The sequence below is a fragment of the Kingella bonacorsii genome (assembly GCF_016623605.1).
Lineage (GTDB): Bacteria > Pseudomonadota > Gammaproteobacteria > Burkholderiales > Neisseriaceae > Kingella_B > Kingella_B oralis.
Genome location: NZ_JAEHNZ010000002.1, coordinates 336,765 through 355,916 on the forward strand (window position 1 = coordinate 336,765; position 19,152 = coordinate 355,916).

General features: G+C 56.1%; 23 protein-coding genes and 1 tRNA gene. 11 read left to right on the forward strand and 13 right to left on the reverse strand.

What is annotated here, in order from left to right; all coding sequences use genetic code 11:
• Positions 1-377: 377 nt before the first annotated feature.
• The 6 genes from JDW22_RS06560 to JDW22_RS06585 all read right to left on the reverse strand — a co-directional run bounded on the left by JDW22_RS06560 (position 378) and on the right by JDW22_RS06585 (position 5,826).
• Positions 378-1,304, reverse strand: a complete 927-nt coding sequence (locus tag JDW22_RS06560) for an ABC transporter ATP-binding protein (RefSeq protein ID WP_200522392.1) — start codon at positions 1,302-1,304, stop codon at positions 378-380.
• A gap of 103 nt (positions 1,305-1,407) precedes the next feature.
• Positions 1,408-1,851, reverse strand: coding sequence for a DUF6636 domain-containing protein (locus JDW22_RS06565; protein WP_200522393.1), 444 nt, complete (start codon positions 1,849-1,851; stop codon positions 1,408-1,410).
• 81 nt (positions 1,852-1,932) lie between these two features.
• Positions 1,933-2,991, reverse strand: a complete 1,059-nt coding sequence (locus JDW22_RS06570) for an aldo/keto reductase (RefSeq protein WP_200522394.1) — start codon at positions 2,989-2,991, stop codon at positions 1,933-1,935.
• Positions 2,992-3,125: 134 nt separating this feature from the next.
• Positions 3,126-3,920, reverse strand: a complete 795-nt coding sequence (locus JDW22_RS06575) for a phosphatidate cytidylyltransferase (RefSeq protein ID WP_200522395.1) — start codon at positions 3,918-3,920, stop codon at positions 3,126-3,128.
• Between the two features lie 387 nt (positions 3,921-4,307).
• The gene (uppS, locus tag JDW22_RS06580; RefSeq protein ID WP_407929581.1) at positions 4,308-5,078 is read right to left on the reverse strand and encodes a polyprenyl diphosphate synthase; all 771 of its coding nucleotides are present in this window, start codon (positions 5,076-5,078) and stop codon (positions 4,308-4,310) included.
• A 154-nt stretch (positions 5,079-5,232) separates the two neighbouring features.
• The gene (locus tag JDW22_RS06585) at positions 5,233-5,826 is read right to left on the reverse strand and encodes a Spy/CpxP family protein refolding chaperone (protein ID WP_200522396.1); all 594 of its coding nucleotides are present in this window, start codon (positions 5,824-5,826) and stop codon (positions 5,233-5,235) included.
• Here JDW22_RS06585 and JDW22_RS06590 point away from each other — a divergent pair.
• The 3 genes from JDW22_RS06590 (at position 5,825) to JDW22_RS06600 (ending at position 7,493) form a co-directional block, all read left to right on the forward strand.
• Entirely contained in the window at positions 5,825-6,022 is a 198-nt protein-coding gene (locus JDW22_RS06590) for a hypothetical protein (protein ID WP_200522397.1), read from the forward strand. The genes JDW22_RS06585 and JDW22_RS06590 overlap by 2 nt on opposite strands.
• Before the next feature lie 153 nt (positions 6,023-6,175).
• Complete coding sequence (gene aroQ / locus JDW22_RS06595; RefSeq protein WP_200522398.1) at positions 6,176-6,613, forward strand: type II 3-dehydroquinate dehydratase; 438 nt, start codon at positions 6,176-6,178, stop codon at positions 6,611-6,613.
• Between the two features lie 52 nt (positions 6,614-6,665).
• A complete protein-coding gene (locus JDW22_RS06600) occupies positions 6,666-7,493 on the forward strand; it encodes a shikimate dehydrogenase family protein (RefSeq protein WP_200522399.1) in 828 nt (275 codons plus the stop codon).
• A 9-nt stretch (positions 7,494-7,502) separates the two neighbouring features.
• Here the strand turns inward: JDW22_RS06600 and JDW22_RS06605 are convergent, their stop codons facing one another.
• On the reverse strand, positions 7,503-7,910 hold the full coding sequence (locus JDW22_RS06605; RefSeq protein ID WP_235964961.1) for a polyketide cyclase: 408 nt from the start codon (positions 7,908-7,910) through the stop codon (positions 7,503-7,505).
• A 75-nt stretch (positions 7,911-7,985) separates the two neighbouring features.
• Between JDW22_RS06605 and JDW22_RS13520 the strand changes: the two genes are divergently transcribed.
• From JDW22_RS13520 to JDW22_RS06640, 7 genes are all read left to right on the forward strand, one after another.
• Positions 7,986-8,258, forward strand: a complete 273-nt coding sequence (locus JDW22_RS13520) for a hypothetical protein (RefSeq protein WP_003796019.1) — start codon at positions 7,986-7,988, stop codon at positions 8,256-8,258.
• Between the two features lie 483 nt (positions 8,259-8,741).
• On the forward strand, positions 8,742-10,094 hold the full coding sequence (locus JDW22_RS06615; protein ID WP_200522401.1) for an MFS transporter: 1,353 nt from the start codon (positions 8,742-8,744) through the stop codon (positions 10,092-10,094).
• A gap of 144 nt (positions 10,095-10,238) precedes the next feature.
• A complete protein-coding gene (locus tag JDW22_RS06620) occupies positions 10,239-10,649 on the forward strand; it encodes a CopD family protein (RefSeq protein ID WP_200522402.1) in 411 nt (136 codons plus the stop codon).
• Between the two features lie 61 nt (positions 10,650-10,710).
• Entirely contained in the window at positions 10,711-11,217 is a 507-nt protein-coding gene (locus JDW22_RS06625) for a CYTH domain-containing protein (protein ID WP_200522403.1), read from the forward strand.
• 273 nt (positions 11,218-11,490) lie between these two features.
• Entirely contained in the window at positions 11,491-11,727 is a 237-nt protein-coding gene (gene rpmB, locus JDW22_RS06630) for a 50S ribosomal protein L28 (protein WP_040558560.1), read from the forward strand.
• Between the two features lie 14 nt (positions 11,728-11,741).
• Positions 11,742-11,897 (forward strand): 50S ribosomal protein L33, encoded by a 156-nt coding sequence (gene rpmG, locus JDW22_RS06635; RefSeq protein ID WP_003684373.1) that lies wholly within the window; start codon positions 11,742-11,744, stop codon positions 11,895-11,897.
• Positions 11,898-12,003: 106 nt separating this feature from the next.
• A complete protein-coding gene (locus JDW22_RS06640) occupies positions 12,004-12,291 on the forward strand; it encodes a GNAT family N-acetyltransferase (RefSeq protein WP_200522404.1) in 288 nt (95 codons plus the stop codon).
• 97 nt (positions 12,292-12,388) lie between these two features.
• Here JDW22_RS06640 and JDW22_RS06645 read toward each other — a convergent pair whose 3' ends face one another.
• Entirely contained in the window at positions 12,389-12,688 is a 300-nt protein-coding gene (locus JDW22_RS06645; RefSeq protein ID WP_200522405.1) for a DUF2818 family protein, read from the reverse strand.
• An 88-nt stretch (positions 12,689-12,776) separates the two neighbouring features.
• Positions 12,777-14,357 carry an ABC transporter permease gene (locus JDW22_RS06650; RefSeq protein ID WP_407929582.1) on the reverse strand — a complete coding sequence of 527 codons (1,581 nt, stop codon included), beginning with the start codon at positions 14,355-14,357 and terminating at the stop codon, positions 12,777-12,779.
• Between the two features lie 39 nt (positions 14,358-14,396).
• On the opposite strand from JDW22_RS06650, the gene JDW22_RS06655 reads away from it, so the two are divergent.
• Positions 14,397-14,467: transfer RNA gene (locus JDW22_RS06655), tRNA-Gly, on the forward strand.
• A gap of 72 nt (positions 14,468-14,539) precedes the next feature.
• Here JDW22_RS06655 and JDW22_RS06660 read toward each other — a convergent pair.
• From JDW22_RS06660 to argG, 4 genes are all read right to left on the reverse strand, one after another.
• A complete protein-coding gene (locus JDW22_RS06660; protein WP_040558548.1) occupies positions 14,540-15,208 on the reverse strand; it encodes a hypothetical protein in 669 nt (222 codons plus the stop codon).
• A 73-nt stretch (positions 15,209-15,281) separates the two neighbouring features.
• Positions 15,282-17,141, reverse strand: a complete 1,860-nt coding sequence (gene ilvD, locus JDW22_RS06665; RefSeq protein WP_200522406.1) for a dihydroxy-acid dehydratase — start codon at positions 17,139-17,141, stop codon at positions 15,282-15,284.
• 182 nt (positions 17,142-17,323) lie between these two features.
• Entirely contained in the window at positions 17,324-17,551 is a 228-nt protein-coding gene (locus JDW22_RS06670) for a hypothetical protein (RefSeq protein ID WP_200522407.1), read from the reverse strand.
• 154 nt (positions 17,552-17,705) lie between these two features.
• Positions 17,706-19,046, reverse strand: a complete 1,341-nt coding sequence (argG, locus tag JDW22_RS06675; RefSeq protein WP_200522408.1) for an argininosuccinate synthase — start codon at positions 19,044-19,046, stop codon at positions 17,706-17,708.
• Between the last annotated feature and the right edge of the window lie 106 nt (positions 19,047-19,152).

Consider the following 19,152-nt stretch of genomic DNA (forward strand, 5'->3'; position numbering starts at 1 on the left):
AAAGCGTGTAGCATAGCTTTGTTTACATTTTTTGACAACCAAATGGTATAGAACAATTAGAACTTAATTTTATTCTTTTTGGTTTTTTGTGGATTACGTTAGTTAAATTTGCGTTATTTTGTTATTTTTGGCATTTTGTTGCTTGTAAGGAGCTTCGGGCTACCTAAATGGGTGGGGCAGCCTGAAATCTGTCTATTCAATAAAAATCGTTTGGCGCAACACCAAACGGTTTGGATTTTGCAAAATTTTCTGAGCCCGCGTGCGTGCCTGCGGCACACACCCTACACGCCGATTGATTGGGCAATTGTTGTGTTTCAGGCTGCCTCAACCATGCCGCATCAGGCAGCCTGAAAACGCGCGTAGCCCTGTAAACCGCTTCAATCAAACGCCACCACGCGGCTGGCATCCACGGCGACGCGGCAATCATCGGTGTGAACAGCTTGGTCGTGAAAAAAGGTAATCGCGCCAAATTGCGGATGCGTGGCTTCTATGCGGTAGCCAATAGGCAGCCTGAAACTGTGTTGCAGCGTGCATGGTGTGCCGCTGTGGGGCGATAGGTGGATGGCTTCGGGCGGGATGTAATGGGCATCGGATACGTTGAGGCAGCCGAGCAGCCGCGCGGCTTGGGCGTTGGCGGGGCAGCGTAAAACGGCTTCGGGCGTGTCGTGTTGCAGCAGTTCGCCGCCCGCCAGCAGGGCGATGTTGTCTGCCATAAAGCAGGCTTCGGCAGGGTCGTGCGTTACCAGCACGGCGGGGATTTGGCGGCGGCGCACCAGCTCGCGCGTTTGGCTTTGCAACTGGCTGCGCAGCGTGGTGTCTAGGCTGGAAAAGGGTTCATCCAGCAGCAGCACTTTGGGCGTGCCTGCCAAGGCGCGGGCGAGGGCAACGCGCTGTTTTTCGCCGCCCGACAGCGCGCTGATGTGGCGCTCCGCCATGTTGCCCATGCCCACTTCGCCCAGCAGCGCTTGCGCTTGCTCGCGGGCATCGGCTTTGCCCACGCCGCGCATCCGCAGCCCAAACGCAGCGTTTTGCCACACGTTGAGATGCGGCAGCAGGGCGAAATCTTGGAACATCATGGCGACGTGGCGGCGTTCGGGCGCGATGGCGTTTTGCGCTTCGCCGTTGATATACACTTCGCCGCTGTCGGGCTGCACCAGCCCCGCGATGATGTTGAGCAGCGTGGATTTGCCGCTGCCGCTTGCGCCGAGGATGGCGGTGATGCTGCCCGCGCCGACGCTGAAACTGATGTTGCGGGCGGTGGTTTTTTGCTGGAAGGATTTGTGGATTTGGCTGAGGGTGAGCATATTCAGGCTGCTTTGAGTGATGTGGGCAAATATTGTTTTCAGGCTGCCTTTGCGCTTTGGCGTTGGGTTGGGGCAGCCTGAAAATCGGTTGACACGTTAATGCTTAAAACAAGGTTTGGCGCGATCGGTTGAGCCAGAAGCCGTGCTTGCTGCGGTTTTGGCAGCGCATGCCGTCGGTTTGGCTGGTGCATTGCCAGCCCTTGCCGCGAATGGTTTTGCCATACGCCAACACAGGCGGATTGCCGATGCGGTTGGTGTCGCCGCGGCAATCAATGATGGCACGCCCCGTTTGCCCTAGCGAAAAACTGTCGCCCCAATCCAGCGGGCATTCATCATCGCTCGGGCGTTTTTGCGGCGGCTGGATGTTGCTGCGGTGCCCGCTTAGCTCGCAGGTAACGCCCCATTCGCCGCTGTTGCCGAATTCAAGGCGCGAATCGCCTAGGCAAAAAATATTGCCGCTAGGGCTGGTGAAATACAGGCTTTTGCCTGCCGATGCGAAGGTGGGCAAGGCGAGCAGCGCGGCGAGTACAAACAGTTTTGGGGTCATATTCATCCCTTTTTGCAGAAATGGGGTTCGTTTATTTGTTTTCAGGCTGCCTTGTAGCGCAATAGGCAGCCTGAAAACGGTTTACGGGCAAGGATTGCTGATTTCAGCGTGCACCGCGTCAATCGCGTCCAACACGTCGGGCGACAGGGTTACGGCTGCGCTGGCGATGTTTTCGGCAAGCTGTTCCAGCGTGGTGGCGCCGATGATGTTGCTGGCAACGAATGGACGGTCGTTCACAAACGCTAGCGACAGCGCGGTCAGGCTTAGCCCTGCTTCATCGGCGATTTGCGCGTAGCGTTCCACCGCCGCGAAGCCTTGCGGTTTGCTGTACCGCTTAAAGCGTTCAAACAACGCCAAGCGGCTGCCTGCGGGCATCGCGCCGTGACGATATTTGCCCGATAGCACGCCAAACGCCAGCGGCGAATACGCCAACAGCGGCAGGTTTTCGCGCAACGAGACTTCGCTTAACCCGACTTCGTAGCTGCGGTTGAGCAGGCTGTATGGGTTTTGGATGGTGGCGGCGCGGGCGTTTTCAGGCTGCCTTTCGTGTTCGGCAAGATAGCGCATCGCGCCCCACGGCGTTTCGTTGGATAAACCATAAGCGCGGATTTTGCCTTGTTTCACCAGCTCGCTGAGCGCATCAATGATTTCTTCAAACGGCGTGAACGATTCGTTTTCGGGCAATTTGTCTATGCCGAGTTTGCCAAAATAATTGGCTTGGCGTTCGGGCCAATGCAGTTGGTACAAATCCAAATAGTCGGTGTTGAGCCGCTTTAAGCTCGCTTCGCAGGCTTCAAAAATTTGCGCGCGCGAAAAATCGTTGCCGTTGCGGATATAGGGTTCCAGCCCGTTGGCGTTGTTGCCCGTTGGGCCGGCGATTTTGCTGGCGAGCACAAAATCATCGCGCTTGCCCCGCGCCGCTATCCACGCGCCGATGATTTGCTCGGTGCGGGTGTAGGTTTCTTTGCACGGCGGCACGGGATACATTTCGGCAGTGTCAATAAAGTTCACGTCGTGGGCAAGGGCGTAATCTAGCTGGGCGTGGGCTTCATCGGCGGTGTTTTGCTCGCCCCAAGTCATCGTGCCAAGGCAGATTTTGCTTACTTGGATGCCACTTGCGCCTAATGTGTTGTGTTGCATGGGAGTGTCCTTTCTTGTGGGGGAAATAGGGTTTCAGGCTGCCTTGGGATGGTAACGATTAGGCAGCCTGAAACGTCTGTTGCTTCGTTTTCAGGCTGCCTTTGGGGGATAACAAGGCAGCCTGAAAATAGGTTTTACAGCATCGCTTGCACCGCTGCATACACACTTAACACGGCAATCATGCTGTCCACGCGGTCAAACACGCCGCCATGCCCAGGCAATAAATTGCTACTGTCTTTGATACCCGCCGCGCGTTTGAGCCAGCTTTCCAGCAAATCGCCGCCGATGCTTACCAAGGTGAGGATAACGGCAACCAGCATGGTGGCAAACCAAGACGCTTCAAAGCCCAGCCAGCCTGCGCTGCGAGCAAACGTCATATAAATGCACACGGCAATCACGCCGCCTGCCGCGCCTTCCCAGCTTTTTTTCGGGCTTAACACGGGGGCGAGTTTGTGTTTGCCAAAGGCGCGCCCAACAAAATAAGCCGCCGAATCCGCCAGCCACACCAGCACCATAATCGCCAGCAATTGCCCTGCGCTTTGCGGGCTGGGGCGCAATTGCAGCAGGGCAAACCAAAAAGGCAGCATCAGCAGCCAACCGATTGCCATGCCGCGCGCATCGGCTTGGATTTTCCATTTGCGGTTGAGCCACGCGGGCATCGCCAGCAGCCAAAAGGCGAACACAATCGCCCACACAAACGGCGGCAGCTGCCAGCCGCCTGCGTGCGCGGTGAGCATGAAAAACGCCGTGCCCGCCAAATAAGGCGTTTGCTGCGCGGGGCCGAACCCCGCCATTCGGCTGTATTCCCACAGCGCGAGCAGCGCAATCAGCGCGGCAAACGCCGCCCAAAGGGTGTTGCCGGCGAAAAACAGCATGGCGAGCATCAGCGGAAGCAGGACAAGAGCGGTGAGAATGCGTTGTTTGAGCATAATGTTCTTTCTTGTTGGTGAGTGGTTTGCGGCAGCCTGAAAACGAGCGAAGCGAGTTTCTGCGAAGCTAAAACGGCTGGGATAAGGTGGCGATTATTTTACCTGTTTCGGGTTAGCATCGCAGCAAGCAAAGGCAGCCTGAAACGGACTAAATGCTTTTCAGGCTGCCTAATGATGCGGTTTTCAACTTTAAAACGCGAGCGCAACAATGGCGAGCGGTAAATCGGACATTTGCGCCCAAACTTTGCGAATAGGATTTGGTGGGCATAAAGATTCCAATCTACAAACTTGATGAACGTTTTTGGCAGACGAATACCCAAGGCAACGCAATCAACACAAAGGCAGCCTGAAAACCGTGTTTTGGCTTTTCAGGCTGCCTTTGCCGCGCTATTCGGGGCGTTGCTGCTCGCTGGGCAGCTGCTCGGAGGTACGCCCGAAGCGGCGTTCGCGTTGGGTGAACGAGGCGAAGGCTTTTTGCATTTCGGCTTGGTTGAAGTCGGGCCACAGTACGGGTGTGAAATAAAATTCGGCGTATGCCATTTGCCAGAGCATAAAGTTGCTGATGCGGGTTTCGCCGCCTGTGCGGATAAAGAGGTCGGGCTCGGGGGCTTCGGCGAGCATCAGGCGGCTGGCTAAATCGGCTTCACTGATGTGGGTTTTGCCTTCGGCAATCAGGGTGTTGGCGGCTTGTAGGATGTCCCAGCGTCCGCCGTAGTCGGCGGCGATGGTGAGCGTTAAGCCTGTGTTGTGGGCGGTTAGGGCTTCGGCGGCGATGATGCTTTGTTGGATTTCGGTGGAGAAGCGGCTGCGGTCGCCGATGACTTTGAGCCGCACGCCTTTTTCGTTCATTTGGATGACTTTCTTTTGCAGGGCAACGAGAAACAGCCCCATCAGAAACGAGACTTCGTCGGCGGGCCGCCGCCAGTTTTCGGTGGAAAAGGCGAAGACAGTGAGATAGCGCACGCCTGCGTCGTTGCAGATGTGGCAGATGTTTTCCAGCACGTCTAGCCCTTTTTTATGCCCCATGGCGCGGGGCAGGAAGCGTTTTTTTGCCCAGCGCCCGTTGCCGTCCATGATGATGGCGATGTGGCGGGGGGTTTGGCTGTGCTCGGGGATGGTTTGGGTGCTGCTAATGTGGCTCATGCTGATGTGGCTCATGGGGCTGCCTTGTGGGTGGGATGGGAATGGGGGAGATTATAGGGGATGGTTGTTAAGATTGTATGAAGATTGTGTGAAGGATTTGTGGGCGGGGGGCTATATAAATGCAGCCTGAAACGCGGTTGGATGCGTTTTCAGGCTGCCTATATATGGTTTACTTGTTAGCGGTTGGGGCTTCTGGCGGCTGGCGGCGCGCCATGCGCTCGGCGAAGCGTTGGTGTTGCTGTTTTTGCAGCTCCGTGTATTTTTGCCGTTGCGCGGGGGTAAGCACTTGGAAGGCGGCGTGGCGGGCTTGGAGCATTTGCAATTCGCGTTCGGCGTGCTGGCGTTCCAGCTCGGCGCGTTCTTGCTGGCGCTCGGCGATGAGCTTGCGCGCGGCTTGTTCGTCAAAATTTTTGCTGTTCAGCAGTTGCTGCTCTTGGCTTTGGCGTTGCGCCATTTTTTGTTGGAACTCGGCGTGGCGTGCGGGGGTGTTTTCAGGCTGCCGCGGGCGGTGCTGCGCCATGATGTCGCGGATTTTGTTTTTTTGCGCTTCGCTCAAACCCAGCTCGTCAAAGCCGCGCGGCAAGCCGTCTCGTTTGAATTTGTTGCGCATTTTGTCTGAATGGTGGGGTTTTTGGCGGTCGCCATGCGGAGGCGGCGGCATATCGTTGGCGGGCTGTTGTTTGGCGGCTTCGTCTGCGGCAACGGCTACGCCTGCGCTTAACAACAAGGCGGCGGTGGAGGCAAGTAGTGTGGAGCGTTTCATGATTTTTCCTTGTAATCAATGTTTGAACGGACACGGCAACTGCGAGCGGCGGATGATACGCGGCTGCGGTGTTAAGTTGGGTGGGCGGCGGGTTAAATTTGGCATAGGCAGCCTGAAAGCGGGTTTGGTGCGTTTCAGGCTGCCTGATGGTTTTTTATTGCTTGCGCTGTTTTGTTTGCCGTATTGCGCCCTATAAAATCGCGCATTTCCCCTACAAACCGTTTTATTCTGCCAATTTTGCCGACATCGTTAGCGTTATCGTTTTGCTTGCGCGTTTTCAGGCTGCCTTGTGGGAAAGCGGGCGTGCAAACGGCTATAATCCACAACCATTTGAACGAAAGGAAAAAGCATGAATGTTTTGGTAATCAACGGCGTGAACCTAAACCTGCTGGGCACGCGCGAGCCGGATATTTACGGCGCGGAAACGCTGGCGGATGTATCGGCTGATTTGGACAAAACCGCTGCCGAGCTGGGCGTGAGCGTGCGCCATTTTCAAAGCAACCACGAGGGCGCGATTGTGGATGCCATCCAAGCGGCGCGCGGCAACACCGACTGGATTATCATCAACGCGGGCGCGTTTACCCACACCAGCGTGGCGATTCGCGATGCGCTCGCAGGCGTGGGCATTCCGTTTGTGGAAGTGCATATTTCCAATGTGCACGCACGCGAGGCGTTCCGCCATCATTCGTATTTGTCGGACAAGGCGGTGGGCGTGATTGTGGGGCTGGGCACGTTTGGCTATCAGGCGGCGTTGCAGTTTGTGGTGCGCAAGGGGAAGGCAGCCTGAAAACGATTTTCAGGCTGCCTCTGATAAATCTCTCATCTCAAAAGGACTTCCCATGATAAACGGCTTAACCCAAATCATCGCCCACATCGGCTACCCCACGCACACCTTCAAATCGCCGATGATTTACAACCCCTATTTCCAATCGCGCAGCATCAACGCCGTGGTGGTGCCGTTTGCTTGCCAAGCGGATAACTACCCCGATTTTCTGCGCGCCGTGTTCCGTAACGAAAACACGCTGGGCGCATTGATTACCATGCCGCATAAAGTAACCACCATCGCCTTGCTAGACGAAATCTCGCCCACCGCGCAGATTGCGGGCGCATGCAATGCCGTGCGCCGCAGCGCCGATGGCAGGCTGCAAGGCGATATGTTTGACGGCGAGGGCTTTGTGCGCGGCATGGTGCGCAAAGGCTTTGCGCCGCAGGGCAAATCGGCTTTGCTGGCAGGCGCGGGCGGCGTGGGCAGCGCGATAGCCGCGAGCTTGGCAGCGGCGGGCGTGGCGCGGTTGGCATTGTTTGACCCGAACACCGCGCAGGCGGAAGCGTTGGCAGCGCGGTTGCGCCATCATTACCCCGATTTGGCGGTGGAAACAGGCAGCAACGACCCGCAAGGCTTTGATTTGGTGGCGAATGCCTCGCCGTTGGGGATGTATGACGGCGATGCGCTGCCGTTGGATGTGGCGCGGATTGCCCCCGATGCGTTTGTGGGCGAGGTGGTGTTGAGCCGCCCGATTACGCCGTTTTTGGCGGCGGCGCAGGCGCGCGGCTGCACCATTCAAGTGGCAACCGATATGCTGTTTGAGCAAATTCCCGCCTATTTGGAATATTTCGGCTTGGAGACGACCACGCCCGACGTATTGCGGCAAGTGGCGCAGTTGTAAGCCACACAGTTATCTTGCTTCTTTACAATTTAATGCTTTCTTTAAATCTTTAAGATACAATCTCTGTTGCTTCCTCAAATATAACCCTACAAAAAGGTTAAATATGAATTTTTTAGATACAATATTTTCGGTAAAATCTAAAGTTGTTTTATCTCCATGCGGATAAAATTTTCCTATCCAAGTTCCTTTGATGTTTTCATTTTCTATTTCGAATGCCCAGCTTTGATATTTAATACATTCTGTAACCTTAAAATAAGTTTCAATTCCATATTTAGAAACTTCTACAAACGTATTATCATTTATAATTCTTATATTTGCTAAGTCACTTCTCCAAACAAAATCATTTAAATTAGTTACCTTATTCCACACTTTTTCTATTGGGCACAAAAGAGTAACCTTTATATTAGCAATTGCCATACTAGTAGCCTCCCTATAAAATTCCATTTTATTTATTATACCAAATATACTCATACCACATAAGGAACGCAGACAATGGAACATTCCACGCCAGACTACATCGCCGCATGGCGCAGTTGCATTCAGGGCGAGAATAAATCGTGGGTGCTGTTTGAACAGGGCACTTGCGTGATACTGATGCAGCCTGAAACCGATTTGGCAGCGCAAGCGGTGGCGTTGCTGCGCGAATTTGGCGCGGTGCAAGTGGGCACACCATCGGCAGATTTTAATGTGGATTACGCTGTCGGACGGCTCGGGCTGGGTGGTTACGGGGCATCATCCCGATATTTTGAATTTTGTGTTTGCTGACGAGGGCGATGATGACAATCATGTGCCGATTGGTTTGCTGGGGCGTTCGCTGCGGGCAATGGATGCAGAATATTTGCGCGTGGCGCATATTAAAGATAAGCGCAGGCGGTAGTTATTGCGGTGATTGTTTTCAGGCTGCCTTTATCGTTGCCACAGAGGCAGCCTGAAAACGGGTTTACAAACATCCACGAAGCGAAAACAAGAGCAAGCGGTTGTTTTCGCTTCGCTCGTTTTTTGCCTTTTCCAAGCAAAGACCTCTGCAAAATCTACAACCGATGGAGCATCAGCGGCTCGCCCGACATCTTTCCAACCAACAAAACCGTGTTGAATATCCATTTGGCGACGAGCCGTCGCCGCTCCATTTTAAATTTCAGGCTGCCAAATAACCTCAAATCCTATCGCATAGACCAAAACAGTCTTACCTGCTTGCCAAAATTTGATACATTTCCACACTTTACAAACACTAACAAAAACAGGTTTCCCATGCCCCAACCGCAAGAAATCAACATCCGCCAGCTGCTAGACCGCAGCCCCATCAGCTTCTACCAAAAACTCATCATCGCCCTCTGCTTTTTTATCGTGGTGGCCGATGGCTTTGACGTTGCCATCATGGGCTTTGTCGCCCCTTATATCAAAGCCGATTGGCAGCTTTCCAACAACGCTCTCGCCCCCGTGCTCAGCGCAGCGTTGGCAGGCTTGGCGGTGGGCGCGATGATTACCGGCCCGCTCGCCGACAAATTCGGGCGGCGCAAAGTGTTGCTGGGCAACGTGTTGTGCTTCGGCTGCGCCACGCTGCTGGTCGCCCACGCCGGCGACATCTGGCAACTGGTGGTGTTCCGCTTTATCGCAGGCTGCGCCATGGGCGGCATCATGCCCAACGCCGCCACGCTGGTAACCGAGTTTTCCCCCGCCCGCAAACGCGCGTTTTTGATTACCATCGTGTTCGCAGGGTTCACCGTGGGCGCGGCAGGCGGCGGCTTTTTAGCGGCATGGCTCATCCCGCATTACGGCTGGCACAGCGTGTTTTATGTAGGCGGCATCACCCCGTTGGTTTTAAGCGTGATTATGTTTTTCAGGCTGCCTGAAAGCATCGGCTTTCTGATTCACAAGCGCGGCGACCAAGCGCAAATCCGCGCCTTGGTGGAACGTTGCGTGCCCCACAGCACCACCGAACACAGCGTGTTTGTGCTGCCCCACCACACTCTCCCCAGCGAAGCCGAAGCCGCCGCGAGCAACGAATCGCCCGTGCAAACCGTGCTCAATGCGCACTACCGCGCCGGCAGCCTTTTGCTGTGGCTCGCCTATTTTTCGCACCTGTTTTTGGTGTACCTGCTCGGCAGCTGGATGCCCACCATGATTAAAGAAAGCGGCATGAGCGCCGAACAGGCCAGCATCGTTTCCGCCATGTTCCAGCTGGGCGGGCCGCTCGGCTCGGTTGCCGTGGGCTGGCTGATGGACCGGTTCAACGCGGGCAAAACCGTGGCGCTGTGGTATGCATCGGGCGCGCTGGTGCTGGTGGGGTTGAGCGGCGTGCTGGGCAGCTACGCGCTGATGTGCCTGCTCGCCTTCCTGCTGGGCGTGTCGCTCAACGGCGGCGGCACCGGCATGAACGCGCTGTCCAGCATGTTCTTCCCGCTCAAAGCCCGCGCCACGGGCAACGGCTGGATGCACGGCATCGGACGCATCGGCGCGTTTGCCTCCGCCTTTGCGGGCGCATGGTTTTTAAACTGGGGCTGGGATTTCAAAACCGTCGCCACCGTGCTTACCATCCCCGCCCTGCTGGTGGGCATCGCGTTGTGGAGCAAAGAATGGATTTATCGCAAGCCCACCAAATAAGCCCCGTTTAGCCACACCAAAGGCAGTCTGAAACGCGCATTACCCGGTTTCAGGCTGCCTGATTGTATTGCCCCGCAAAGCCGATATTCGCCCCCGCCCAATCTGCTATACTCAGCCGTTTTTCCAATCCAAGGCAGCCTGAAAATGTATCTTTGGCTCAAATTCTTCCACATCTTCTTCATCATCGCATGGTTCGCAGGGCTGTTTTACCTGCCCCGCATCTACGTCAATCTCGCCCTCGCCCAAACCCCCGAAGAATACAGCCGCCTGCTGATTATGGCGCAAAAACTGTATAAATTCATGACCCCGTGGGGCATCGGCGCACTCATCTTCGGCACGCTCATGCTCGCCCAACTCTCCGCCGCAGGCTGGACGCACGGCAAGCTCACCATCGGCATCCTACTCGCCGCCTACCACATCGCCTGCCGCCAACTGCTTATCGCCTTTGAACAGCAGCGCAACCGCCACAGCCACAAATGGTACCGCGTCTTCAACGAAATCCCCGTGTTCGCCCTGCTCGCCGCGCTCTACCTCGTCCTGTTCAAACCCTTCTGACCCCAAAGGCAGCCTGAAACCCGTTTTCAGGCTGCCGAACCCTATTCCAAGGCAAACCCAAATGACCACCCCCAACCTAGAAATCGAACGCCGCTTCCTGCTCGCCAACAACACATGGCGACAACACGCCTCCGCCCCCCAACGCCTCCACCAAGGCTATCTCACCGTTGCCAAAGAATGCAGCATCCGCGTGCGCATCATCGGCGATAACGCATGGCTCACCATCAAAGGCTACATCAGCGACACCACCCGCAGCGAATACGAATACCCCATTCCCCTTGCCGAAGCCCAACAAATGTTCGCCACCCTCTGCCCCTTCAAAGTAGAAAAAAACCGCTACATCATTGAACACCAAGGACATCGCTTTGAAATAGACGAATTTCTTGGCGACAACGCCCCACTCATCCTCGCCGAACTGGAACTTCCCAACGAAACCGCCGCCTACCCCCGCCCCGATTGGCTCGGCAAAGAAATCACCAGCGATGGGCGCTACACCAATGCCTACCTCAGCACCCACCCCTATCCCACATGGCAAAACACGCCATATAGTTGTTCCACACAGCCTTAGACAAGGCGGCGAGCCGCAGATAGTACAAGTAGTACAGCAAGGCGAGCCAACGCGGTATAAGGCTGTGTGGGACGACTATAAATCCTTTGCAATACAACAACAAACCCAGTATAATCGCCCGTTTTTCAGGCAAATCTTATTTGCTACGCGCAATAATTAAACGGGCAATCCACACACAAAATGTAGATAACCCACTGTAAAGATTGCCCAAATTAGCGGTTTACCCCATAAACCAATTTCACCATTTTTAAAATCACAGTTTGGAGACCCATCATGGCAAAAGTTTGCAAAGTAACGGGCAAACGTCCAATGTCTGGCAACAACGTATCACACGCCAACAACAAAACCAAACGTCGTTTTTTGCCTAACTTGCAATCACGTCGTTTTTGGGTAGAGAGCGAAAACCGTTGGATTCGCATCCGAGTAACCAACGCAGCATTGCGCACCATCGACAAAAACGGCATCGACGCTGTTTTGGCTGATTTGCGCGCACGCGGCGAAGCCATCTAAAAAAGGAATGAATCATGCGCGATAAAATCAAACTAGAATCTTCTGCTGGTACAGGTCATTTCTACACCACTACCAAAAACAAACGTACCATGCCTGGCAAATTGGAAATCAAAAAATTTGACCCCGTTGCCCGCAAACACGTTATCTACAAAGAAACCAAATTGAAATAAGGGTTTCGCAAAATCTCTACAATATCGGTTGTAGAGATTTTTTTATTGCCATCATCCACATAAGGCAGCCTGAAAACGAACGCAGCGCGTTTTGGAGAACAGAACCATGTCCCGCACCATTATCCACAACCCCACCACCCACCGTTTTGAATACAACGAAAACGGCGAAACATCTTACGTTGCCTATCGCCCGCTGGATAACGGCGTTTGGCTGTTGGAACACACCGAAGCCCAGCCCACGCCGCACGGTCGCGCCATTGCTGCCGATTTGGTACATGCCGCTTTAAGCGAAGCGCAACGGCAAGGCGTGAAAGTGCGCACCGAATGCTCGTTTACCATTCACTATTTGGCGCGGCATCCCGAGTTTGCCGATTTGGAAGAGATTACCTTGTAAACAGCACTAAGGCAGCCTGAAAACATTTTTAGATGCTGTTTTAGCTCCGCTGAAACTCGCTTCGCTCGTTTTCAGGCTGCCTTTGCGTAAAACCGCCCTATTCCCGATTGCGCCCCTGCCAAAAATACCGCCACACAAACGCAGGAAACGCCGCCACCAAATACAAACACACCACGGTGGCGTAAAACTCCCAATCTTGGCGATGCACGCTGCCCGAGCGGCTCTCCAGCACATACGAAATAGCGGCGATGATGATAAACCCCAGCGCAAGCTCGGCGAGGTGATGCAGAATGGTTTTGCGTTTAAGCGGGATAATGCCCAAGCCGCGTTGGGTGAGAAAGGGAAAATTGGCGATGATAAGAGTGAGCAGCAGCAGGGTGTACATGGGAGCGGTCATGGGAGGGCTTTCCTTATAAAATGATTTTCAAGCTGCCGTTATAAACATTCAGCCGTTGTGGGTTGATAAGATGGCGGCAAAACCGCCGCTATGATTTTTCAGGCTGCCTATCGCTCGCGTCCAGCAGCATAAATACCAGCAAGCTCAACCCCAGCAGCACCGCCGTCAGCACCAACGCTTTATCGTGGTTTGCTGCACCCACTTTGCTTAAATAGCGATAAATCAGCGTGGTGAGCGTGGTCCACTCGGGGCGCGACAGGAACAGCGTAGCGGCAAATTCGCCGATGCAAGTAGCGGCGGCAAGCGTGAGCCCACGGCGCAGCGCGGGCAGCAGCAGCGGCAGCGTAACCGCATAGGCAGCCTGAAAACGGCTTGCGCCAGATACCCGCGCGGCAGCGATGTAGTTGGCGGGCAGCGCGTCCCAAGCGGATAAAATATCTTTGGTAACAAAGGGATAAGCCAGCAAGGCATACAGCGCAATCAGCATCGGCAAGCTCGCCGACCAAGCGGGATACAGCAGCAACACGCCAAACGACAAGCACACGGGCGACACCATAAACGGCAAAAATGTCAGCGCACGAATCGCCGCCCATTGCCGCGCCGCCGCCGCGTGCAACGCGCCCAACACCGCCGCGCCCAACACCGCGCCGCCTGAAAACCGCGCCGTGTTCCACAACGCCGCCAGCGTGTCGCCATCCCACAACACGCGCCACGCCGCGCCCGCTTGGGCAGCCTGAAACGCAATCGCCAGCAGGGGCAGCGCGCAGCACGCGGCCAGCGTAAACAAGGCAAGCGCCAGCAGGGCGCGCTCCGCCCGCGTTTTCGGTTTTTCAGGCTGCCGGGCGCGCACCTCGGCGGCATCGGCGCGGCGGCTTATCCATGCATACAACAGCCCCGCCAGCGCGGTTACGCCCAACACCAACCACACCAGCACCGCCGCGTGCGCCATGTCCAATTCATACGCAATCAGTTGATACACTTCCACTTCCACCGTGGCAAACCGCTGCCCGCCCAGCAGCAACGCCAAGCCAAATCCCGAAAAGCAATACAAAAACACCAAACACGCGCCGCCCGCCAGCCATGCTTTAAGCACAGGCAATTCCACGCGCCAAAAGCGTTGCCAAGCGTTCGCGCCCAGCGTTTGCGCCGCCGCCAAACGGTTAGCAGGCACAGTCGCCAAGCCTTGATACGCCGCGCGAATCATCACAGGCAAATTGAAAAATACGTTGCCATACAACAGCAACGCCGCCGTGCCCGCCCAGCCGCGCCACAACGCGCCATGCTCTCCAAACAACGCCAACACGCCCATGCCCGCCACCAGCGTGGGCAAAATAAACGGCAGCATCAGCAGCCGCAACACCAACGCGCGCCCCGCAAACTGCAAGCGCGCCAACGCCCACGCAATCGGCACACCCAGCACGGTCGTCAGCACCACCGTTGCGGCAGCCTGAAACACCGTCCAAACAATGCGCCGTTGGTAGTACGCATCGCCCAGCATCTCGCCCCACAACGGTGCAGCGTCTTGATAGCCCAACATCGCCGCCAACGGCGCAACCACCAGCACGCCGAGAAAGGCAAGAATGGGCAGGGCAAGCAAAAAAGAGAAGGCAAAGCGGCGCATGATGGGGCGGGCGGAAAAAGAAATGACGAATTGTAGCCTAATTCCCATTTTCAGGCTGCCTAAAACACCGTATAATGCGCAGCTTTCGCGGGTGTCGTCTAATGGTAAGACATTAGCTTCCCAAGCTACTGACGTGGGTTCGATTCCCATCACCCGCTTTGTTTGCATATAAAGGCAGCCTGAAAATGGAAAAATCCGTTTTCAGGCTGCCTTTTTTCATCGCACTCAATCTACTGCCAACACAAATCCTCAGCCCATTCATGCACATCGCGCTGGTGCCAATATTGCCCGTTGTCGCGAAACGTGGTGCAAGCGGTGTGCAATTCACCGAAGAAATCGTGCAGATGCAGGCGCTGATGTTTGGCAACGCGTGTATCAATCTGCGCCTGCCGCTCTTTGTTAAACGGCTTGCCCATCAATGCTTGCAGCTCGGCAGGATACGGCTTGCCCAAGCCGCTGTGCCACACCGCGCCCTGCACCATGCCCAGCCAATCGCGTTGATACGGCACATTGACCGCACGCGGCACATCGGGCAGCGCGTCCAGTTTTTCCAGCCAAAATTCATCACGCGCGATGATGTCGGGCAGATTCAGCTTCTGCGCCCATTGCAAATGCGCCAGCGTTGCGCTGCGTGCTTCATGCCGCCATTGCTGATACGCCGCCAAAATGCGCTGCTGCAAACTGCGATAATCGCGCTCCATTTGCTGCCATGCCGACTCGCGGTTGCGCGGTGGCGCGGGACGGCGGTCGCCGATGTTGTCGCAGGGGCGGCGGCATTGCGGGCAGAGCACGGCGGGTTGGTTGATGCCGCCGTATTTGCTGCGCGTGGTTTTGACACGGCAGGCAAAGCAAACAAAGGCAACGTTGACGGGCGGGAAGCGGTAGCGGTGAATGGCCATGGGTTCTCCATTGCAATAGGCAGCCTGAAAACTCGCTTCGCTTGTTTTCAGGCTGCCTTTTTGTTCACGCCAATCAGCGTTCCACTTGGCTCACATCGCGCACCGCGCCTTTATCGGCAGAGGTCGCCATTGCGGCATAGGCGCGCAGCGCGGCGGACACATACCGCTCGCGGCTTTCGGGCTTCCATGCGCGGCTGCCGCGTGCTTCCATTTCGGCGCGGCGGCGGGCGAGTTCCTCGTCTGACACGGCAAGGTGGATGCGGCGGTTGGGGATGTCGATTTCAATGGTGTCGCCCTCGTGCACCAAGCCGATGGCTCCGCCCTCGGCGGCTTCGGGCGAGGCGTGCCCGATACTCAAACCCGATGTGCCGCCCGAGAAACGCCCGTCGGTGAGCAAGGCGCAGGCTTTGCCCAAGCCTTTGGATTTGAGGTAGCTGGTGGGGTACAGCATTTCTTGCATCCCCGGCCCGCCTTTGGGGCCTTCGTAGCGGATGATAACGATGTCGCCTGCCACGATTTGGTTGCCCAAAATGCCTGCCACGGCATCTTCTTGGCTTTCAAACACGCGGGCACGCCCAGTGAACTGCCAGATGCTTTCGTCCACGCCGGCGGTTTTCACCACGCAGCCGCGCTCGGCGATGTTGCCAAACAATACCGCCAAGCCGCCGTCTTGCGAATAGGCGTGCGCAACATCGCGGATGCAGCCGTTTGCGCGGTCTAAATCCAGCGTTTTCCATTGGCGGTTTTGCGAGAAAGCTTGGGTGCTGCGCACGCCGCCCGGCGCGGCTTTGAAGCGTTCAATCGCTTCGGTGTTGGCGGAGTTGGCGATGTCCCATTTGGCGATGGCTTCTTTCAGGCTGCCTGAATGGATGGTGAGCGCGTTGGTGTGCAATTTGCCTGCTTTGTCTAGCTCTTTCAGGATGCCGATGATGCCGCCTGCGCGGTGCACATCTTCCATGTAGTAATCGTGGTTGTTGGGCGCGGTTTTGCACAGGCAGGGCACGATGCGGCTCAGGCGGTCAATATCCGCCATTTTGAAATCTACGCCTGCTTCTTGGGCAACGGCGAGCAGGTGCAAAATGGTGTTGGTGCTGCCGCCCATGGCGATGTCCATGGTCATGGCGTTTTCAAACGCGGCTTTGGTGGCGATGCTGCGTGGCAGCACGGAATAGTCGTTTTGCTCGTAATGGCGTTTGGTGATTTCTACGATGAGCCGCCCCGCTTCTAGGAACAGCTCCTTGCGCCCCGCGTGGGTGGCGACCAGCGAGCCGTTACCCGGTAGCGACAAGCCGAGGGCTTCGGTTAAGCAGTTCATGGAGTTGGCGGTGAACATCCCCGAACACGAGCCGCAAGTGGGGCAGGCGTTTTGTTCAATTTCGGCGATGGCGGCATCGGAAACGTTGTCGTCCGCCGCGTCAATCATCGCGTCCACCAAGTCTAGGCGGCGGCTGTCGGCAATGTTAATCGCGCCGACCACTTTGCCCGCTTCCATCGGCCCGCCCGATACAAAGATGGTGGGGATGTTCAGGCGCATCGCCGCCATCAGCATCCCTGGGGTGATTTTGTCGCAGTTGGAAATGCACACGAGGGCATCAGCGCAATGGGCGTTCACCATGTATTCCACGCTATCGGCGATTAAATCGCGGCTGGGCAGCGAATACAGCATCCCGCTGTGCCCCATGGCGATGCCGTCGTCCACGGCGATGGTGTTGAACTCTTTGGCAATCGCGCCTGCTTTTTCAATTTCGCGGGCAACGAGCTGCCCCATGTTGTGCAAGTGCACATGGCCGGGCACAAATTGGGTGAACGAGTTGGCGATGGCGATGATGGGCTTGCCAAAGTCGCTGTCGGCAACGCCTGTGGCGCGCCAAAGGGCGCGCGCGCCTGCCATGTTGCGTCCGTGGGTGGAGGTTTTGGAGCGGTAGTCGGGCATGGTTGTGTTCCTTTGTTTGTGTGGTTTGGTTGAGGTGTGTTTTTCAGGCTGCCTGAAAAAGGAAAGGGCGGATTTTACGCTGAAATGGGTTTTCAGGCTGCCTTATTGTGGTGAGGCAGCCTGAAAATAAAGGTTTTCCCATTTTCAGGCTGCCTCGGTATCAGCATTCCGTTAACGGCAATCTACGCCATCGCGCGCACGCCGTTGGGGCTGACTTCAAACAGGGTAAACGTGAGCGGTTTTTCGCCGTCGCTTTCGTGTTCCGCAACCATGTCGCGGTAGGCTTGCAGCTTGCCGCCCGCGCATTGGGGAAACACCAGCATGGCATCGCGGTGGGGGATGGAGGCGTAAACGGTATCCGTGCCGAAATGGCGCGGCAACGGCTCGTTGCCCAATGGTGTGTTTAACACGGCTGGATTGGTTGGAAAATGTCGGCGAGCCGCCGACGCCCCATCGGATGCGGGTTCTACACAGGTTTCAGGCTGCCTTGGGGCGGCTGCGGATGTTTTTCAGGCTGCCACAACGATGGGGGAAAGGCAGCCTGAAACCGGAAGCCGAACCGCTTTATTTGCTGTCCAGCTTGGGCACGTTTGTCCCGTCGCCCAGCTGCACCAAGCCTGTTTGCGCGTAAACCCGCAGTTTGGCGCGGGTGTCGGAAATATCCAGATTGCGCATGGTCAGCTGCCCGATGCGGTCGGCGGGGGTGAAGGCGGCGTTTTCCACTTTTTCCATGCTCAGCCGCTCGGGGTGGTAGGTCAGGTTCGGGCTTTCGGTGTTCAAAATGGAATAGTCGTTGCCGCGGCGCAGTTGCAGCGTTACTTCGCCGGTAACGGCTTTGGCCACCCAGTGTTGGGCGGCTTCGCGCAGCATCAGGGCTTGGCTGTCAAACCAGCGCCCTTGATACAGCAATCTGCCCAAGCGCAAGCCGTTGATGCGGTATTGCTCGATGGTGTCTTCGTTGTGGATGCCGGTTACCAAGCGCTCGTAGGCGATGTGGAGCAACGCCATGGCGGGGGCTTCGTAGATGCCGCGCGATTTGGCTTCGATGATGCGGTTTTCAATTTGGTCGCTCATGCCCAAGCCGTGCCGCCCGCCGATGCGGTTGGCTTCCAAAATAAGCTCTACGGGGTTGTCAAAGGTTTTGCCGTTCAGCGCAACGGGCACGCCCTCTTCAAAGCGCACGGACACGGTTTCGGCTTGGATTTCAACGTTTTCGTCCCAAAACGCCACGCCCATAATCGGTTGCACGATGTTGATGCCGCAATTTAAAAATTCCAAATCTTTGGCTTCGTGCGTGGCGCCGAGCATATTGGAATCGGTGGAATAAGCTTTTTCCACCGACATTTTGTAGTCAAACCCGTTGGCAATCAGGTATTTGGACATTTCTTCGCGCCCGCCCAATTCGTTGATGAACTGTTGGTCCAGCCACGGTTTGTAGATTTTGAGCGCGGGGTTGGTCAACAAGCCATAGCGGTAGAAGCGTTCGATGTCGTTGCCTTTGTAGGTGCTGCCATCGCCCCAGATGTTTACGTCGTCTTGTTTCATGGCGGCGACCAGCGCGGTGCCCGTTACGGCGCGCCCGAGCGGGGTGGTGTTGAAATAAGGCATGCCGCCGGTGGAAACATGGAACGCGCCGCATTGGATGGCAGCGATGCCCTCGCAGGCAAGCTGTCTGCGGCAGTCAATCAGGCGGGCGTTTTCCGCGCCGTATTCCATGGCTTTTTGCGGGATGGCGGAATAGTCGTCTTCGTCGGGTTGCCCGAGGTTGGCGGTGTAGGCATAGGGGTTGCCGCCTTTCAGTTTTATCCACAACAGCGCGGCGGAGGTGTCCAGCCCGCCCGAAAAGGCGATGCCGATTTTTTGCCCGATGGGAAGGGATTGGAGAATAGCAGGGGTTTGGCTCATTTTGATTCCTTTGAAGTGATAGGGTGTGGGATTATGCGTTAAAGGGCAGCCTGAAATTAATTGGCCGCTTGGTTTTCAGGCTGCCTATGGGTTTGCCCGCCAGCCA

Bases quoted from the DNA above. Each gene is read 5' to 3' on its own strand.
- JDW22_RS06560 (WP_200522392.1), bottom strand. From the start codon at position 1,304: ATGCTCACCCTCAGCCAAATCCACAAATCCTTCCAGCAAAAAACCACC.
- JDW22_RS06565 (WP_200522393.1), bottom strand. From the start codon at position 1,851: ATGACCCCAAAACTGTTTGTACTCGCCGCGCTGCTCGCCTTGCCCACC.
- JDW22_RS06570 (WP_200522394.1), bottom strand. From the start codon at position 2,991: ATGCAACACAACACATTAGGCGCAAGTGGCATCCAAGTAAGCAAAATC.
- JDW22_RS06575 (WP_200522395.1), bottom strand. From the start codon at position 3,920: ATGCTCAAACAACGCATTCTCACCGCTCTTGTCCTGCTTCCGCTGATG.
- uppS (WP_407929581.1), bottom strand. From the start codon at position 5,078: ATGAGCCACATCAGCATGAGCCACATTAGCAGCACCCAAACCATCCCC.
- JDW22_RS06590 (WP_200522397.1), top strand. From the start codon at position 5,825: ATGATTTTTCCTTGTAATCAATGTTTGAACGGACACGGCAACTGCGAG.
- JDW22_RS06585 (WP_200522396.1), bottom strand. From the start codon at position 5,826: ATGAAACGCTCCACACTACTTGCCTCCACCGCCGCCTTGTTGTTAAGC.
- aroQ (WP_200522398.1), top strand. From the start codon at position 6,176: ATGAATGTTTTGGTAATCAACGGCGTGAACCTAAACCTGCTGGGCACG.
- JDW22_RS06600 (WP_200522399.1), top strand. From the start codon at position 6,666: ATGATAAACGGCTTAACCCAAATCATCGCCCACATCGGCTACCCCACG.
- JDW22_RS06605 (WP_235964961.1), bottom strand. From the start codon at position 7,910: ATGGCAATTGCTAATATAAAGGTTACTCTTTTGTGCCCAATAGAAAAA.
- JDW22_RS13520 (WP_003796019.1), top strand. From the start codon at position 7,986: ATGGAACATTCCACGCCAGACTACATCGCCGCATGGCGCAGTTGCATT.
- JDW22_RS06615 (WP_200522401.1), top strand. From the start codon at position 8,742: ATGCCCCAACCGCAAGAAATCAACATCCGCCAGCTGCTAGACCGCAGC.
- JDW22_RS06620 (WP_200522402.1), top strand. From the start codon at position 10,239: ATGTATCTTTGGCTCAAATTCTTCCACATCTTCTTCATCATCGCATGG.
- JDW22_RS06625 (WP_200522403.1), top strand. From the start codon at position 10,711: ATGACCACCCCCAACCTAGAAATCGAACGCCGCTTCCTGCTCGCCAAC.
- rpmB (WP_040558560.1), top strand. From the start codon at position 11,491: ATGGCAAAAGTTTGCAAAGTAACGGGCAAACGTCCAATGTCTGGCAAC.
- rpmG (WP_003684373.1), top strand. From the start codon at position 11,742: ATGCGCGATAAAATCAAACTAGAATCTTCTGCTGGTACAGGTCATTTC.
- JDW22_RS06640 (WP_200522404.1), top strand. From the start codon at position 12,004: ATGTCCCGCACCATTATCCACAACCCCACCACCCACCGTTTTGAATAC.
- JDW22_RS06645 (WP_200522405.1), bottom strand. From the start codon at position 12,688: ATGACCGCTCCCATGTACACCCTGCTGCTGCTCACTCTTATCATCGCC.
- JDW22_RS06650 (WP_407929582.1), bottom strand. From the start codon at position 14,357: ATGGGAATTAGGCTACAATTCGTCATTTCTTTTTCCGCCCGCCCCATC.
- JDW22_RS06660 (WP_040558548.1), bottom strand. From the start codon at position 15,208: ATGGCCATTCACCGCTACCGCTTCCCGCCCGTCAACGTTGCCTTTGTT.
- ilvD (WP_200522406.1), bottom strand. From the start codon at position 17,141: ATGCCCGACTACCGCTCCAAAACCTCCACCCACGGACGCAACATGGCA.
- argG (WP_200522408.1), bottom strand. From the start codon at position 19,046: ATGAGCCAAACCCCTGCTATTCTCCAATCCCTTCCCATCGGGCAAAAA.